15 protein-coding genes are annotated in these 16,806 nt (G+C 62.0%); 4 read left to right on the forward strand and 11 right to left on the reverse strand.

Annotation, left to right across the window (positions count from 1 at the left end; genetic code table 11):
• Positions 1–270: 270 nt before the first annotated feature.
• Both AB5Y64_RS14945 and AB5Y64_RS14950 read left to right on the forward strand, forming a co-directional pair.
• The gene (locus AB5Y64_RS14945; protein WP_010675306.1) at positions 271–1,164 is read left to right on the forward strand and encodes an EamA family transporter; all 894 of its coding nucleotides are present in this window, start codon (positions 271–273) and stop codon (positions 1,162–1,164) included.
• 135 nt (positions 1,165–1,299) lie between these two features.
• The gene (locus tag AB5Y64_RS14950) at positions 1,300–3,105 is read left to right on the forward strand and encodes an extracellular solute-binding protein (protein ID WP_180344759.1); all 1,806 of its coding nucleotides are present in this window, start codon (positions 1,300–1,302) and stop codon (positions 3,103–3,105) included.
• Positions 3,106–3,194: 89 nt separating this feature from the next.
• Here AB5Y64_RS14950 and AB5Y64_RS14955 read toward each other — a convergent pair whose 3' ends face one another.
• Positions 3,195–3,587: a DUF2750 domain-containing protein gene (locus AB5Y64_RS14955; RefSeq protein WP_010675308.1), complete on the reverse strand. Its 393-nt coding sequence runs from the start codon at positions 3,585–3,587 to the stop codon at positions 3,195–3,197.
• Between the two features lie 94 nt (positions 3,588–3,681).
• Complete coding sequence (locus AB5Y64_RS14960) at positions 3,682–4,230, reverse strand: hypothetical protein (protein WP_010675309.1); 549 nt, start codon at positions 4,228–4,230, stop codon at positions 3,682–3,684.
• Between the two features lie 246 nt (positions 4,231–4,476).
• Here AB5Y64_RS14960 and AB5Y64_RS14965 point away from each other — a divergent pair, with 246 nt between their 5' ends.
• Positions 4,477–4,725, forward strand: a complete 249-nt coding sequence (locus AB5Y64_RS14965; protein WP_010675310.1) for a TIGR02647 family protein — start codon at positions 4,477–4,479, stop codon at positions 4,723–4,725.
• Here the strand turns inward: AB5Y64_RS14965 and AB5Y64_RS14970 are convergent.
• From AB5Y64_RS14970 to AB5Y64_RS15000, 7 genes are all read right to left on the reverse strand, one after another.
• On the reverse strand, positions 4,712–5,023 hold the full coding sequence (locus AB5Y64_RS14970) for a hypothetical protein (RefSeq protein ID WP_103260431.1): 312 nt from the start codon (positions 5,021–5,023) through the stop codon (positions 4,712–4,714). The two genes, AB5Y64_RS14965 and AB5Y64_RS14970, sit on opposite strands and share 14 nt — an antisense overlap.
• A 77-nt stretch (positions 5,024–5,100) precedes the next feature.
• A complete protein-coding gene (locus AB5Y64_RS14975; protein WP_005302803.1) occupies positions 5,101–5,310 on the reverse strand; it encodes a cold-shock protein in 210 nt (69 codons plus the stop codon).
• 206 nt (positions 5,311–5,516) lie between these two features.
• Positions 5,517–6,617 carry a dihydrolipoamide acetyltransferase family protein gene (locus tag AB5Y64_RS14980; RefSeq protein ID WP_010675312.1) on the reverse strand — a complete coding sequence of 367 codons (1,101 nt, stop codon included), beginning with the start codon at positions 6,615–6,617 and terminating at the stop codon, positions 5,517–5,519.
• 94 nt (positions 6,618–6,711) lie between these two features.
• The gene (locus AB5Y64_RS14985) at positions 6,712–7,698 is read right to left on the reverse strand and encodes an alpha-ketoacid dehydrogenase subunit beta (protein WP_041214863.1); all 987 of its coding nucleotides are present in this window, start codon (positions 7,696–7,698) and stop codon (positions 6,712–6,714) included.
• On the reverse strand, positions 7,695–8,783 hold the full coding sequence (gene pdhA, locus AB5Y64_RS14990; RefSeq protein WP_041214862.1) for a pyruvate dehydrogenase (acetyl-transferring) E1 component subunit alpha: 1,089 nt from the start codon (positions 8,781–8,783) through the stop codon (positions 7,695–7,697). Before pdhA ends, AB5Y64_RS14985 begins: the two co-directional genes overlap by 4 nt.
• A 271-nt stretch (positions 8,784–9,054) precedes the next feature.
• Positions 9,055–10,074: a succinylglutamate desuccinylase gene (gene astE, locus AB5Y64_RS14995; protein WP_161470518.1), complete on the reverse strand. Its 1,020-nt coding sequence runs from the start codon at positions 10,072–10,074 to the stop codon at positions 9,055–9,057.
• A gap of 269 nt (positions 10,075–10,343) precedes the next feature.
• Complete coding sequence (locus tag AB5Y64_RS15000) at positions 10,344–10,553, reverse strand: DUF1127 domain-containing protein (RefSeq protein WP_010675316.1); 210 nt, start codon at positions 10,551–10,553, stop codon at positions 10,344–10,346.
• Positions 10,554–11,083: 530 nt separating this feature from the next.
• On the opposite strand from AB5Y64_RS15000, the gene AB5Y64_RS15005 reads away from it, so the two are divergent.
• On the forward strand, positions 11,084–11,977 hold the full coding sequence (locus tag AB5Y64_RS15005) for a DNA replication terminus site-binding protein (protein ID WP_368204085.1): 894 nt from the start codon (positions 11,084–11,086) through the stop codon (positions 11,975–11,977).
• Positions 11,978–12,055: 78 nt separating this feature from the next.
• Here AB5Y64_RS15005 and AB5Y64_RS15010 read toward each other — a convergent pair whose 3' ends face one another.
• Together AB5Y64_RS15010 and AB5Y64_RS15015 are read right to left on the reverse strand one after the other, a co-directional pair.
• Positions 12,056–15,892: a DEAD/DEAH box helicase gene (locus AB5Y64_RS15010; protein WP_368204087.1), complete on the reverse strand. Its 3,837-nt coding sequence runs from the start codon at positions 15,890–15,892 to the stop codon at positions 12,056–12,058.
• A 218-nt stretch (positions 15,893–16,110) separates the two neighbouring features.
• Positions 16,111–16,764 (reverse strand): YceH family protein, encoded by a 654-nt coding sequence (locus tag AB5Y64_RS15015; protein WP_039040218.1) that lies wholly within the window; start codon positions 16,762–16,764, stop codon positions 16,111–16,113.
• Positions 16,765–16,806: the final 42 nt, after the last annotated feature.

Consider the following 16,806-nt stretch of genomic DNA (forward strand, 5'->3'; position numbering starts at 1 on the left):
TCAAGCAATACATTCAAAACCAGCGGGGCTGACGCCCCGGCGAAATTCCCCTCCCACCTACGTCGGAGGGAGTCCCCTTTCGCATTTAAGATGGAATACCTCCGGTCAGCCATCGACGCCAGCCCGTCAATCCGGGCTCTCACTTTTAGCTTAGCCCGCCCGCACTCGCCCGGCAGACACCTGCGCCCTTGACGGTGCCCACCCTGTAGCAGGTATGCTCGACCCCTTCGGCGCCCTGCCGTGCCGGCGCCGCTCAAACAAGGATGCTGCATGCAAACCAAGGACAAGTGTCTGGCCGCCCTGGTCATTCTCTGCTGGGGACTCAACTTCGTTGCCATCAAGTGGGGGCTGGAAGGCATCCCCCCACTGCTGCTGGGAGCACTGCGTTTCGTCGGAGTCGTCTTCCCCGCCATTCTGCTGGTTCCCAGGCCTGCCATGCCCTGGCGCTGGCTGCTGGCCTATGGCGGTGCCATCAGCCTGGGCCAGTTTGCCTTCCTGTTCTGTGCCATGAAATTCGGCATGCCCGCCGGCATGGCCTCCCTGGTGCTGCAATCCCAGGTGGTCTTCACCCTGCTGTTCGCCATGATCTGGCTGGGAGAGCGCTGGCAGCCCCACCACTGGGTAGCACTGCCGCTGGCGGGAGCAGGTCTTTATCTCATTGCCACCCATGGGGAGGGCAACCTCACCCTCATCGGGTTTGTGCTGACGCTGTGCGCAGCCGCCTGCTGGGGCCTCGGCAACGTCATCAATCGCCAGATAGGTCTGCGCTATCGCACCTCTCTGCCGAGCCTGGTCGCCTGGGGCGGGCTGGTGCCCATCCTGCCCTTCTTCGCGCTCTCCTGGCTGTTCGAGGGGCCCGAACTCATCGCAAGCAGCCTGCTCAACATCCGTTGGCAGGGCGTCTTGTGCGTGCTCTATCTCTCGTTTATCGCCACCTGGCTCGGTTATGGCCTGTGGGGGAGGCTGCTGATGCGCTATCCGGTGGCCCAGGTTGCCCCCCTCTCCCTGCTGGTGCCCTGTGTCGGCATGGTGGCCGCCGCCCTGCTGCTCGATGAACACCCCACTCCCCTGCAATGGCTGGGCTCGGGTCTGGTACTGCTCGGCTTCGTGGTGCATCTGCTGGGGGGCAAGATGCGCTTCTTGAAGACCCAAACCGAGGATTGACCTCGCCCGGGAAACTTCCCATCATGGGTCAGGCCCTCTTGGGCCCACCCCGTTATTTCGGCAGGACGCCATCATCAGGAGAGCAAGGACATGCGTCATCCGTCACTTTCGATCATCCCCTCTTTACCAGGCATCATGCGGGTCACGGCCATGCTACTCCCCTTCTGCTGGAGCCCGTTCGGCTGGAGTGCCACCCTGCCGGCAGATCTCAAATGGGAGAGCAACGACACCGACCCCGTCTATGCAGACCCCGAGGCCAAGCGAGGCGGCACCTTCCGGGATTTCATGTCGAGCTTTCCGCTCACCTTGCGCAAATACGGGCCGGATTCCAACGGCGGTTTTGCAGCCTACGTGCGCGAGACCAACCTGCCGCTCCTGAGCACCCATCCCGTGACGCGTAATCCCATCCCCATGCTGGCCAACCAGTGGGCTTTCGGCACGGATAACAAGACGCTCTATTTTCGCATCAACCCCAAGGCCCGCTGGTCGGACGGCCAGCCCGTCACTGCGGATGACTGGGTCTTCACCCTCAAGATGATGCGCAGCAAGGAGATCAACGACCCCTGGTACAACAACTACTACAGCACCCAGATAAGCGAAGTGACCAAGTTTGACGATCACACCCTCGCCATCACCAGCGGCACCGAGAAGAGCCGGGAAGATCTGCTCGAAGCTCTCCCCTTCACCCCGGAGCCCAGCCACGCCATCAAGCTGACCGCCAACTGGGTCAAGGAGTACAACTGGAAGGTGCTGCCGGTCACCGGCCCCTACCAGATTGGCGAGCTCAGGAAGGGCAAGTCGGTTACCTTCGACCGGGTCAAGGATTGGTGGGGGAACGACGAGCGCTACTTCCAGCACCGCTTCAATCCGGATCGCATCGAGATCAAGGTGCTCAGGGATCAGAACATCGCCTGGCAGCACTTCCTGCGCGGTGAGCTCGACACCTTCCCACTCGTGATGCCCAACTGGTGGCATGACAAGAGCAAAACCGCCGAATTCGAGAAGGGCTATATCGAGCGGCTCTGGTTCTACAACCAGACGCCTCAGCCCCCCATGGGGCTCTATCTCAACACCGCCGATCCCTTGCTGAGCAATCTCGACGTCAGACTCGGCATCCAGCACGCCCTCGCCCTGGACAAGATGATCGCGACCCTACTGCGGGGGGACTACCAGCGTCTCAACACCTATGGCTCGGGCCAGGGAGATTTCACCAATACCGACCTCAAGGCGCGCCCCTTCGATCCCGCCCTTGCTCGCGAATTCTTTGCCAAGGCGGGCTTTACCAAGACCGGACCGGATGGCATCTTGCGAAACGACAAGGGCCAGCCCCTCTCCCTCAGCATCACCTACACCACGGCGGAACATGCCCAGCGTCTCACCCTGCTGCGGGAAGAGGCGAAAAAGGCGGGGCTCAACCTCGAGCTCAATCTGATGGATGCGTCTGCCGGCTTCAAATCCATGCTGGAGAAAAAACACCAGAGTGCCTGGATGGCCTGGAGCGGTGGTCGTTATCCCGCCTATTGGGAACACTTCCACAGGGTCAATGCCAACAAGCCCCAGACCAACAACATCATGAACATCGATGACGACAGGATCTCGGCCCTGGTGGAGCAATACGACAAGGCGTTCGATTTCGGCAAGAAGGCCGACCTCTCCCGCCAGATCCAGCAGCGACTCTATGAGCTCGCCAGCTTCGTCCCCGCCTATCAGGTGCCCTATACCCGGGCCGGCGCCTGGCGCTGGATACGCCTGCCCAAGGTGCCGGCAACCCCTCAGAGCGACTTGCTCTACTGGCCCCTCGACGGCTCCAACTCGGGTTACAGCTTCGGCGGCCTGCTCTGGATTGACGAAGCGGCAAAGGCGCAGACCCGGGCCGCCATCAAAGGGGGGCAGACCTTCCCGCCAGTGACCATCACGGATACCACCTACCAACAGAAATAGGGCAGCTGGCACCGTCAGCCCCAAAACAAAAGACCCCGCACATTGGCGGGGTCTTTGTTACAACCGGGATGGCACCAGGCAGAGGGCATTCAGCCGCGTTTGGCCTGCTTTTGCGCAATGGCGTCGGCGACGTCGGCCGGATCCAGCACAATCCCTTCCTGATCCGGCGTCGGGAACACGGCCACGCAGAGATCATCCTGCTCCATGCCATCCACCCAGCGATCCAGCCACACCTTGAGGGTGATGGATTGCGGCTTGCACTCGGCCCACTCCCCTTCGGCCCAGGCCTTGGCGTAGTCGGGATGCGGCCATACCGGGATGCAGTCTTCCTCTTCGGTCGTCAGCATCATGACGCCGTGTTCGTCGGTCAGGACAAACAGCTCTTCGTGCTCGACCAACTTGCTGATGAAGTGATCAAAGCGGTAATCGGCGTTCAGTTGCAGCGCGGCATTGCGCTCGGTGTCGCTAAGTTCATAGCTCATCGGTCAAGTCTCTCGTTCAATAAAGGGCGACATGTTCACATCTTGCCGACCCCTTGTCCAGCAGGAGTAATCGGTCATCTGTCTTTCCATCGCCTCACCCCAGCTCGGGGGTCAACAGCCGGAGTCCCGCGGTCTCACCTAGTCGCTCCCTCAGCCAATAGGCGGACTCCACCTCCACAAAGCAGAGCTGATCCCGCCCCGCAGCGACCCCCACCATGATCTGCTCAAGCCGTGCTTGCTGGGCGGTACTCCAGGCAGCAACCAGCTTGCCGCCATGGGCCTCGTCCACCACCTCGCGGCGCAGCTCGAACAGGTTATCGGTGATCGGGCTGTTTATCTTGCTCGGGTGGCGCCAGTACATCTGCAGGTTGTCCAGCATCTCCTCATCGTAACTTGCCAGCGCATCGAGCTCCGGCGTCTCTTTGCTCTGGGCCGCGAATTCACACCAGCCTGCCGACAAGGTAGCCAGACTCTGGGCATCCTTGCCATGCTGACGCAGGGTCGTCACGTCTTCCCCGCGAATGGCCGGCAGCCAGAGATCTCCTTGATGTTGCGCTAGGAGAGGGAGCAGCAAGGAGGGAGCATAAACAGGAAAACGGGGACCCAGAGAGTGCAGCAGAGAGACCAGAGTGACAGTGATCATGAGACGCGCCTTGAACAAGATGACCTGGCATCACGCCTGGTCATGAGGGTGAACGAGGGTGCCATTCTAGCATGTTTGCCTTGCTGGGGGCGTTTGCGTCCAGCCGGACCGGTGATAGATAGCGTCCAAAAAAGCAGCGTTTGAACCAGAGCGGCCCCGATAAAGGCCAATTGTTTGAGCCAGCGCCCACTAAAGAGGCACCGGGGATGCTAGGTTGCATACATCTTTAGCGTAAGGAGTGCATCCATGAGTGGGATCAACCAGGTTTCTGACGATTTTGTGAATGAGCTGAAAATACTGGCGTGTTTTGATCCGGCCAACATGAGCCTGGGGATCAAGCTGCGCAGCGACATGTCGGAAGCGCTTTGCCAGGCGGCAGCGCGCCTGCACAGCCAGGGCCTGATCACCGCAGCAGATGGCGGCTATCTGACCCCTTTCGGCATGACCATGCTGGAGCATCTCCAACACCTGCTGGTTGCACTCAAGCCGAATTGAGCGGTTGTGGTGCCCAGAGCGAGAAGTTGAGCAACTCCCAGCGCTCTCCTTGTCGCAGCAGACAAGCAAACAGCAAAGGACCTTCGGGTCCTTTTATCTTGCCATCGACCAGCCACTCTCCCGCCCGTTTTGGCACCGGCTGTACCCTGATCTCATCGGGTTTCACCGCGTTTCCCAGACGAACATGTACAAACTGTTGACACACGGACACGGCATCATTCACCGCAGGATCCGGCGTTGGCGGGCTGGCCTGACCGGTCAACGCCACGGTCAGCAAGAGGGATGCGAGCAGGGTCATGACGCGTATTGATGAAGCCATGAAAACAAAAAGCCGTGGCACCAGAGGTACCACGGCTTTCTTAAATTCTGCAAGAATTACAGAGCAGTTACGTTCTCAGCCTGCGGGCCTTTTTGACCTTGGGTCACAGAGAACTGTACGCGCTGACCTTCAGCCAGGGTACGGAAGCCGTTACCTTGGATGGCGCTGAAGTGAACGAAAACGTCCGGGCCGTTTTCTTGCTGGATGAAGCCAAAACCTTTGGTTTCGTTGAAAAACTTAACGGTACCGGTGATCATGTTAGACATATCTTTAAACCTGTATTCAAAATAATTACTTATGCTTTTCAGCGGGTAAAGCTCAAAAAACGGGATTACTTATGAACAACAGGAAAAGATGTAAAACATCATATTCATTGACATAACTATCGCCCTTTCAAGCTGGTTGAGATTATACGTGCCTTTGTCGATTACGCAAACAAATTTGTACCCCGCCAGCGGCGGGGTACAGCGGTTTAGACCTGTGCCGACTCCAGTGCCTGAACCAGGGCTTTGAGGAAGCGAGCAGCCTCTCCACCGGTGCAGGCTCTGTGGTCAAACGTCATCGACAGGGGAAGTGCACGCACCGGGCGCGCCTCGCCGTGGATGAACACCACCTTCTCGAACAACTTGCCCGCTCCTATGATGGCCACCTGGGGTGGTGTGACGATGGGGCTGGCGTAACGGCCTGCGATGGCGCCAAAGTTGGTGAGGGTGATGGTTGCCCCCTGCAGCATTTCCCGCGGCACGGCACGGGCCTTCACATCGGCGATCATCCGATCCAGTCCCTGCCGTATGTCAGCCGGGTCCCGCTCTGCCACGTTCTCCATCACGGGCACATAGAGCCCATGCTTGGAGTCGACCGCGATGGCCACATTGACCTCCCTGAATAGACGCCGCGACAGGGTCTCTCCGTCAAACCACGCATTCATGGAGGGTTCGGCCCGACACGCCACGCCGATCGCCTTGATGAGGCGCACCGTCACATCTTCATCCGGGCGCCAATGGCGCAAGTCCACTTCGTCGGTGATGCTCACCGGCACCACAGTCCGGTGCGAGAGCTCCATCGCCTTGGCCATGGCCCGGCGCGAGCCTTTCAGGAATTCGTTGCCGCTCTCCTGCTGGGCCTCGAACGCCTGCTGCACATCCTGCTCGGTCACCATGCCAGCGCTGCCGGTTCCCTTGACCTTGTCGATGTCCAGCCCCAGTTTTTGCGCCAGCAGACGGACCGCAGGCATGGCTTGTACCAGCGTGCCGCCGGGCGCCATGGCCCCCACCACGAAATGATCCTCGATATGCTGCTGATGGGCGCTGACCTTGCCAACGACGGTGCCGTCATCCTCGCCCCCTTCAAACTCCACCAGCGGTGCCCCGATGTGGAGGATGTCCCCCTCCTGCCCGCACAATCTGGCGATGACCCCGGCCACCGGTGAGGGCACATCCACCAGCGCCTTGGCTGTCTCCACCGACAGCAGTACCTGATCTACCTGCACCGTATCACCGGCGCTCACCTTCCACTCGACGATCTCGGCCTCGGCCAGTCCTTCGCCCAGATCCGGCAATTTGAAAAATTTCATGACCTGCTCTCCCTCTGCTGGGACATCACCAAACATTGACAGACACCATGGAGCCCTGTGGCCCTGGCACTTGCGCATCCGTACCTGTCGTGCGTCATAGCCACTGGTTCTCCATCAGTTGCCGAGCCGCCTGCGCGATCTCCTGCTCGGTGATGAGGTAATACTCCTCGTTGCGATAGTAGGGGACGGCGGCATCCACGCCGGTGAGGCGTCTTGGCGGCGCCTTGAGGGCAGTCATCGCCTCTTCGGTCACCTGGGACACGATTTCGGCACCCACCCCGAAACTGCCACAGGCTTCGTGTACCACCAGCAGCCTCCCGGTCTTGCGTACCGAGGTCAGGATGCTCTCCATGTCCAGGGGTTTGATGGTGGCAAGATCCAGCACCTCGCACTGGATGTCCTGCTCCGCCAGCAGGTGCGCCGCACGCATGACTTCCTGGATGCAGGCACCCCAGGCCACCACAGTGATGTCCCGGCCGGGACGCAGGGTGAAGCAGACATCCAGCGGCAGGCCGATGCCGTCATCCACCACATCCGACTTCATGGAGCGATAGATGCGATCCGGCTCGAAGAACATCACGGGATCCGGATCCCGAATGGCCGACAGCAGCAGGCCGTAAGCCCGCTTCGGGCTCGAAGGGATCACGACCCGCAGCCCGGGGATATGGGCAAACAGGGCCTCGACGCTCTCGCTGTGGTGCTCGGGTGAATGGATGCCGGCGCCGTAGGGGGAGCGGTAAACGATGGGACAGGTGACGCGGCCACGGGTCCGGTTTCGCATCCGCGCCGCCTGGCAGATGATCTGCTCCATGCCCGGGAAGATGAAGCCCTGGAACTGGAACTCGGCCACGGGTTTGAGCCCCTGGGTCGCCATGCCCACCGCCACCCCGGCGATGAGCCCTTCGGCCAGCGGCGTATCGATGACCCGCTTGAACCCGAATTTGTCGCGAAGCCCCACGGTGGCGCGAAACACACCGCCGTTGACCCCCACATCCTCTCCCAGTACCACCACATCAGGATCGCGTGCCATCTCGTGGTGCAACGCCAGATTGATCGCTTCGAGCAGCGTGATATCGCTCATAGTCCCTCCCCGCTCTGCTGCATGCCCTTGGCGATGATGCGCTGGCGCTGGGCAAGATAGGCCTTCGGCAGCTCGGCAAACTGGTAATCGAGCAGGGTCTCCGGCGCCTGGGGCGTGATGGCCTCGTAGGCGGCAACGGCGCGTTCCACTTCCCGGCCCGCCTCTGCCAGCAGCGCCTGTTCCTGCTGCTCGTCCCACCAGCCCCGTTCAAACATGAACTGGCGCAGCCGCTTGACCGGCTCCCTGGCCCAGGCCGCTTCCACCTCGGCGCCGTCACGATAGCGAGTCGCATCATCGGCGGTGGTGTGATCCCCGAGCCGGTAGCTGACGGCTTCGATAAGCGTCGGCCCCTTGCCGCTGCGAGCCCGCTCGACGGCAGCGCGGGTCGCCTCATAGACCGCCACCACGTCATTGCCGTCCACCTGGAGGCTGCGCACCCCGGCCCCGATACCCTTCTGGGCCAGGGTGGGCGCGCTCGACTGCAACTTGCGCGGCACCGAGATGGCCCACTGGTTGTTGTTGATGATCATCACCATGGGGAGATGCCAGACACCGGCACAGTTGAGCCCCTCAAGGAAATCTCCCTTGGAGGTGCCGCCATCGCCGATGGTCACCACGGCGACCCTGGGCTGGTTGCGCAGCTTGAAGGCGGCCGCGATGCCGGCAGCATGGGTGATCTGGGTGGCGATGGGAACGCAGATGGGCAAGTCTTCCGACAACTCGCCATCGGCCTTGTAGAAGACGCTGCCACGCTCGTCCCCGCCCCAATACTGCAGGTTCTGCTCCATGGGCACGCCCCTCACGTAGAGAGTGGGCATGTCCCGGTAGTAGGGCACATAGACATCCTCTGGCTGCATGGCGAGCCCGACCCCGATCCCCACCGCTTCCGCCCCGAGATGGGAGGGAAAAGTGCCGAGTTTGCCGGTTCGCTGCAGTGCTATCGCTTTCTTGTCGTAACTGCGCACCATCACCATGTTGCGGTAGAAGGTGTGCAGCATCGCCTTGTCCAGCCAGGTCGGCAGTGTCGCGACCGGGCGCCCCTCCTCATCGAGGTAACGAAGGAAGGGGATGTCGACATGGGTCATAACTGGCTCCTTGCCGTTGTCAGCGTCACCACCATGAGGTGACATTTAAAATGTAAACAACATGTTAACCAAAGGGCAACGAGATTCATCCAGGTAAGACCAGTAGAAACTTCTTTTATTTTCGAAGGTAATCGGAATTTTCAGCGAGCATAAACAAAGAAGGGAGCCTGTTCAGGCTCCCTGTCATATCGAGTTCGGGATCATACCCATCACCGCCATGCTGCTTGCCACCGCCCGTGGCGCAGGATCAGCATGACAAAAAGGCGTCAATTCACTCCCACAAACGGGTGGGTACCACCAGCAGCATGGTGCGCTGCCCGATGGCCACGTTGGCGTTGGGGAAGACCACCGCCTCCCGCGGTTTCTCTACCCTGTATTGCCGATCCCCATCTTCTGCCAGCACAAAACCCTGGGGAAATTCGGTGAAATTGTCCACATCGCTGGCAAACAGGAAGCGGAACTGCTCCGACTGCTTGTTGATCACCCGATCTATGGCAAAAAGGGTGAAGTCATCGGCTCGCCAGGGCTCGAGGGCCACCTCATCCCGGGTCACCAGCTCCTGCAATGTCTGGCGCACCTCGATGAAGCGGGTCATGTCGTTTTCACCGAAGGGCCGCACCTTGCCCAGCTCCACCGTAAAGGCATGGGCGCCGTGCTGGTGCGAGCTGTAATAGCTGAAGGTGGTGGTCGGGCCGCTCGAGAGCAGTATGGTGCGCACGCCGCAGGCACCGAGGAAACGTACCTGCTCCTTGCAGTGGGGGCGTTCGTGGGGAAAGGGATAGACGGCAAACTTCTCGTGGCGCGAGCCGCGAATGGCGGTATGGAGATCGTAGTGGTAACGGGGCCTGGCCGAGTCGGCAAAGAAGCGACTCACATACTGCTCCAAACGCATGGCGCGGATGCGCTCCCGGTTGCACAGCCCCTCCCCCTTGCTGTGGGCGCCCGAGAAGAGGCGGTTCATGTTCTCTTCCACCTCCCTCACCCCCTGGTTCATGGCGGCAGGGTTGCCAAAGAGGAAGAGCACCCGGTGACGAACCTTGAGCTCCTCTGCGAGCAACCGGGTCAGCAACTGGTTGCAGATCTCGATGGGGGCGGTCTCGTTGCCGTGGATGCCGCAGGAGAGGACGATGTCCTTGTGCCCGGGTTGCCCCGCCGCGGAAGCGGGTTCCAGGCAGATCACGCCGGTATCCCACACGCTCACCCGGGTACCGTCGGTCAGATTGAAGGCGAAAGGCTCGAGCTGCCACTCATGGCGGCGCGTCAGGGCCAAAAAGTCATGCTGGGGAATCATCCGTCTCACCCTTTAGTCTGGAATGCCATGGCCGGATTATACGCAAGGCAACCGGGCTTAAAATCAGTTTTTAAACAAATTCAAACAGTAAGGATACAAAAATGGCGAGAATGAGTGACAACTCATGCAACAGGATCAAGCGGGGGGAAACACGGGAGAGGGAAAGCGGTGAACGGGTATCGGCAGGTGAAGACAGCATGCCTTCGGCAGACTGGTGGGCATAATGCCCCTGGGATCAGCAGAAAAACAAGGCATCCATGCCCGGCTGATCAACCACGCCAGAACGGCTTGGTGGTCTCTTGATAGCGGTCGGCTTCGTTCAGACCGATGTCCTTGAGCAGGTAGGCGGGCAGCTCGGAGAGCTGGCGACGGCTGCGGCTGCGTTCCAGCCAGGTCAGGACGGTCATCTTGACGCGAGCAACCAGATTCGATTCGCTGGAATGCTGGTAACCGGCTTCGGTATAAGTCATGTTGGCCATGATATGGCTCCTCTCTCTAGTTCTGCGCAAGGCTCGGATTTGATGCGCAAAGCTTAGTCAGGGCGGGGAGGTGCCTCAATTGACGAATTTTGATACATGACATTAGTAAAAGTAATGGTTGATATCGCCAGGGCAACAACCATAACCATATGATTTTAAAATGAAATAATGCTGAAACTTTCCCCCTGGCAGCCTGACAGCATTTTCTCCTGCGCCACCCACTTCTAACTATGCACTTTCCCACGCTAGCTATGCACGGCACGACACCGAGTCAGCAGGGTGCAAACTCTCGGTCACCAGGGTTTGTTAACAAATAGATCGCAACAAGATCGTTATTTAACAAAAAGATACGAACAGGCAACCTGAACCGGATGCCCCCATGTCACCCCCATTGTCAGGGTGGCACCGGACACTTGGCACCCTGCCATCATGCTGGTATGGTTATTTATACAGTGGTTTATCATGCTGCCTTCCCACGTTGTCCCGATACCATGCTGAACAGGGGAGCGGCACACACACAGGATCTGCCGATGGACACCTTTACCCCCACCGCCGCCCTGCGTCAACAGATGGCCCTGCTGGAGGCGTCGCTGGCACGCCTTGCCCGGCAACTGGGCCAGCTCGACCTGCTGGAGGCTCATGTCTATCCCCTCCCGGCCGTGGCCCAGGGGGAAGAGCATGAGCCCATCGAGGCCATCGAGGTGGGCTATCTCTCGGGCGAGGCGGCCCTGGCCGCCACCCTCGCCGCCTTTCAGGACCACAGCGCCCGCCCCGGCTGCTCCACCAAGGCGACCCACCGTCTGCCCGGCTGGCTGCGCTTTCCTGCCGCCTGCGCCAGGGAGCTGGCACCCGTCATCGAGGAGATCAACGCGCACAAGCTCGCCTTCAAGGCCATGGTGCAGGCGGCGGGCGGGCGGGACGAGAAGTTCGAGCTGGTGCACGGCGCCCTGCCCGGCGTCATCACCCTGCAGGTCTATCGCAAGCTGACCTGGCTTCAGGGGGATCTCCATTCGCTGGGCTTCACCTGGGCCGACAAGCAGAGCATCAGCCGCCTCAGCCGAGAGCAGATACTGGAGATGCTGGAGCGCAGCCGCCGATATGTACCGGCGCTCTTTGACAACGAAGAGTGGAGCAAGATGGTGGATCAGGAGGTATACGACATTCGCCGCCTGCCGGCGGATGCCGCCCTGCGGATCCGCAGGCCGGTCAAGACCCACCCCATGATCAACCTGCTCTGGCAGGACAGGGAGCCCCGCAAGCAGCAGATCAAGGCGAGCCTCCCCCTGCTGCTCTGCTCCGATACCCAGCCGGCCGTCACCCATCTGGGCCACTACCCGCCCAAGCTGCGCCAGGCACGTCGGGATCGCAAGATTGGCGGTGACCCCATCATAGAGCGGCTGCACCTCTACCTCTATCAGGAGTAGCGCAGGCTCGGCACCGCCACAAACGACAAGGGGAGCATCACGGATGCTCCCCTTGTCACATCGAGCGACAGCCCGCCGTCAGCTCATCAGCAGTGCCCGCAGGCTCTCCACATCCAGCCCCTTCACCTCGGACTGGCCGCTCAGGAGGCCGTCGGCCAGTGCCCGCTTCTCGTCGTGCAGCGCCACTATCTTCTCCTCCACCGTCTGCTCGCACACCAGGCGATAGACGGTCACCGGCTGGGTCTGGCCCATGCGGTGTGCCCGATCGCTCGCCTGATCCTCCACCGCCGGGTTCCACCAGGGATCGAGGTGCAGCACGGTGTCGGCCTGGGTCAGGTTGAGGCCCGTGCCCCCCGCCTTGAGGCTGATGAGGAAGAGCGGCACCGCTTCGTGGCGAAAACGCAGGATGGACTCCTGACGGGACTTGGCCGAGCAGCCCCCATCCAGATAGCAGTAGTCCCACTGCCGCTGTTCGATACGGCTGCGCAGCAGGCTCAGCAGATCGACAAACTGGCTGAACACCAGCACCCGGTGGCCACCATCGATGGCTTCGTCCAGCAGCGCCATCGCCTCGTCCAGCTTGCTGCTGGTCTGGGACCACTCCGGCATCACCAGCTGGGGGGAGCAGCAGAGTCGGCGCAGCCGGGTCAGGCCGCTCAGCACATGCATCAGGGCACGGCCATCGGCACTTTGCACCTGCTGCACCACCTCGCGCCGGGTCGCCTCGTAGAGCTGACGCTCCTCGGGGGAGAGGCTGATGTGATGGATGATCTCGGTCTTGTCCGGCAGCTCCGTCAGCACCTGTTGCTTGAGGCGGCGCAGGATGAAGGGGCTGATCACCGCCCGCAGCATCGCCATGTGCTGGGGATCCTTGACCGCCTTGCCAAAGCGGCGCTTGAACTCCCCGAGGCTCCCCAGCAGGCCGGGGTTGATGAAGCTGAACAGGCTCCACAGCTCCCCCAGATGATTCTCGATGGGGGTGCCGGAGAGGGCGAGGCGAAAATCCCCGTCGAGCTGGAACAGCAGCTTGGCGCGCTGGGTACCGGCATTCTTGATCTGCTGTGCCTCGTCCAGCACCATGCTCGACCAGCGGCGGGACTTGAGCGCCTGGGAGAGACTGCCGAGCATGCCGTAGTTGACCAGGACGATCTGTCCGGCCCTGGCCCCCTGGATCAGGGTCTCCCGCTCGGCGGGATGGTCGAACACCACCACCTCGAGCTCGGGGGCAAAGCGGGCCACCTCCTCCTGCCAGTTGGTGACCACTGACTTGGGCACCACCACCAGCGCCGGGCCCAGGTGCTGGCGCATGCGCAGCACGATGAGGGCCTGCAAGGTCTTGCCCAGACCCATGTCATCGGCCAGACAGGCGCCAAAGCCGTGATGGGCCAGGGTCGCCATCCAGCGTACCCCCTCCTTCTGATAGTCCCGCAGCGCCGTCAGCAGCTCGGGGGGACAGCTCACCTCCTGCTGCCACTCCTGCTGAAGGTTCTGCCAGGCGGCATCCCCCTCGGTGGTGATGACGGAGAGCAGGCGGGCCAGTGGATAGGCCAGCTTGTTGTTGATGCGCTGCTCGTTGTCCAGCATGGCGCCGAGCACGGTGAGGCGTTCCACCAGCTTGTCGCTCAGCATCAGGCTGGTCTTCTCGTCGAGCTGCACCGTACGCTGGCCCGGTGTCAGCTGGCGCAGGATGAGGCGAAGATCGAGGATCTGGTGCTCGTCCAGCGAGAGCGCCCCCTCCACCTGGAACCAGTCCTGACGCCGCTCGATGCGCAGGCTCAGAGCCGCCTCATCAAGGCTCTTGAGGCGGGCGCTGTCCTGGTGCCAGTGCACTACCACACCGGCGTCCACCAGCTCGGGCAGGGCGTTGACCAGGGTGAGCGCCTGCTCCCCGTCCAGCTTCCACTCGTTGCCGGGCAGGCCGATGGGCAACTGGTTGCGAAGGCGCTGGGCATCGTCCTTCTCGGCAGCCAGATCCCGCTGCCAGTAGTGATACTCCCGGATACCCTGGCGCACGATGGCCTCCCCCTTGCCCAGAGGCAAGGGAGGCAGGTCCCCCTCCCGGGTCACCAACTGGACCACGAGCTGCCCCTCCTGCCAGTCGAGCAGGACGGAGGGAACGCCGGGCCAGGGGGCCAGCTCGGCATTGCCCCTGAGGCCCGCCACCTGGCTGTGCCAGGGGAGATCGGGGATCGCATCCAGCGTGCGTTGCAGCTCCTCGAGCCCGGCCGGCGGCAATGCCGGAATGGCCTCCAGGGCCGGTAGTCTGTCCAGCAGCGCCTGCGGTGTCAGAATAAGCTGCCACAAATCCTGAGCAAGAGGGACGATGTGCGCACCACGGGCGGCGGGAGCAGGGTTTAGTCTGGCACTCATGCCCTTCCCGCTCTGTACCAGTTGCAGCAGAGGGGCACTGATGGCCAGTTGCAGCTTCTGCCCCTTGGCATTGAAGAGCCGAGGATGGTTTGCCAGGGGCACCCAGGCATCTCGGGGCAGCTTGTCCATGTTGCGCGGCAGGGTACGCACCAGTGCCCAGTCCGCCTCATCCAGCAGGCTGGCGTACTGGGTGGAAAGCAGGGCAGGATCGACCCTTCGCCCGGCGGTCCACTCCCCCTTGGTACTCTGCTTCTGGATCTTGCACTCAAGCTCTGGCCCCTCCGCGTGGAGCAGCCAGACCAGCCGCTCCCGAGGCTTGCGCACCCCACTCGAGCGTCCCAATCCCTGCAGCCAGTTGAGCCAGCTTGCCGAGGCGGGGGCCTTGCCTTCCCCCTCGGTGGCATCCTCTTCCTCTCCTTGAGCAGGACGCAACGCGCGCAGGGGCCAATGGGCGGCCTCCCGGCCAAGCAGGAGTCGCAGCAGATCCTGGCAGAAGACCATCAGGCGATGCCGGGGCTCGGCGTCCAGCACGTGAGAGAGGTCCCACTTGTGCAAGATGGTCACCTGGGGGCTCTGCTCGCCATGGCGCGCCAGGGCGCAGAGATCGAGCCAGAGGTAACCCCAGTGGAGCTCCTCCAGCGGCAGTTGCAGGGTATCGAACAGGCCGACCGCCTGGCCGTGGCGATCACCGGCCCACTGCCCCAGCAGATCGGCCAGCAGGGGGGAGTGATTGCCCAGACTGCGCTGCCACTTCTTGCGCTGCTCGCTCCCCTGCACCGGATCTGCCTGTTGCAACCAGCCGAGCCAGAGCAGGGCGCTGAACATCCGGGGCCAGGGCGACGCCTCTTGCCCCTGCCACTGGCCAAGCGCGCCCAGCAGCCGCTCGGCCAGGGGTTGCTCATCCCCCTGCTGCACCAGTTGTTGCAGTGCAGGCCAGTGAGTGGTTACCTCGCCGCCAAAGGGGCCGCAGAGCCACTCCCATTCTTGGGCGCGAGCCTGGATCTGGCCAGAGAGCGCCGGGGAGCAGGAGGCGACCAGCGTTGCCAGCGGCCAGCCCTCGTCAGGCTCAGCATCAAGCAGGGCCTGCAGGGCGAAGTGCTCGAGCAGCAGGGCCTGCCAGGCGGGGCTGGAGCCTGCCAGCAGGCGGTGAGCATCGGCGAGATCCAGGAGGCTCAGGAGTTCGGCACTCTGGTAATAGGCCGGGATCTGCCCCGCCTCCCCCAGACAGAGCTCGCGCACCACCTCCTGTGCCCGCTCCAGGCCCGTGACCGAGGGGATGCGGGACCACTGCGGCATGGGGCACTCCCCCGCACGCACCGCCAGGATCAGGGTCAGGGTTCCCTCTGCCGTCAGACTCCACTGCTGCTCCGTTCGTTGACGGACAAGCCCCCACTGCTGCAACTGTTCGAGGGTGTCGAGCAGCGCACGCCCGGGTGCGCCCGGGGCATAGAGGGTGTCTTGCAGGTAACGAGTGCTGGCGGCGCGCTGCAAATGCAGCTCGCACAGCAGGGCATGGCAATCTGAAGAGAGGGTGAAGGCTGACATCAGAACTCACGGGCAAGTGCAAAGGCGGAATTTTAACGGGAAAGCGGCGGCGGCTCGACCCTTAAGCGCGAAATAGTGCAAAAAAGCTGGCGCCTTTGATGGGTACGCGAGCGACAGGGCTGACAGGGCACTCGCCCCTGCCACCGGGCAACGGGCCGCAGGAGGGGCGCGGTCATCAAAAAAGGCGCCGCAGCGCCTTCTGGAAACAGATTGTTGGCTCAGCCTTCCAGCCGGGCCAGACGGGCTTCCAGCCCCTGCAACTGCCCCTTGAGGTGCTCGACCTCTTCCTCGAGCGCTGCCAGTCTGTCTGCCGCCGGTGACACAAGGTTGCCAGCGGGCGCCGCGTCGGCCAGCGCCTGCAGATCCACCTCGCCACTGAACAGGTGCGCGTAGCGGGATTCCCGCTTGCCCGGCTCACGGGGCAGCTTGACCACATAGGGCCCCCGCTCGATGAGGGTGGCCAGCACCGCATCCACTTCGGTCACATCGTCAAAGCTGCACAGCCGGTTGGTGCGCGAACGCAGCTCACCCGGGGTCTGCGGGCCACGCAGCAAGAGTTCGCAGATAATGCCGAGCTCCTGGGCCGAGAACTTCAGCTCACCGAACTCGGTATTGCAGAAACGATGCTGATAGCGGGGCACCCTGGCGTTGAAACCGGCGGTATTGACCACCAGACGGCGGCGGATCAGCTCGTCGATCACGGCGCGAATATCCAGCTCGGCGAGCTCCAGCACGGGTTCCCGGTTGCTCTTCTGGTTGCAGGCATTGACCAGTGCATTGAGCGAGAGAGGGTACTGATCCGGCGTGCAGATCTCTTTCTCAATCAGGCAGCCGATCACGCGGGCCTCTAATGGGCCTAGTACTATCTCCATGTCATACTCCCTTGCCAAACAAGACGTTAAGACGGTTATCTT

It is taken from the genome of Aeromonas sp. R5-1, from assembly GCF_040908265.1.
In the GTDB taxonomy this organism is placed as follows: domain Bacteria; phylum Pseudomonadota; class Gammaproteobacteria; order Enterobacterales; family Aeromonadaceae; genus Aeromonas; species Aeromonas caviae.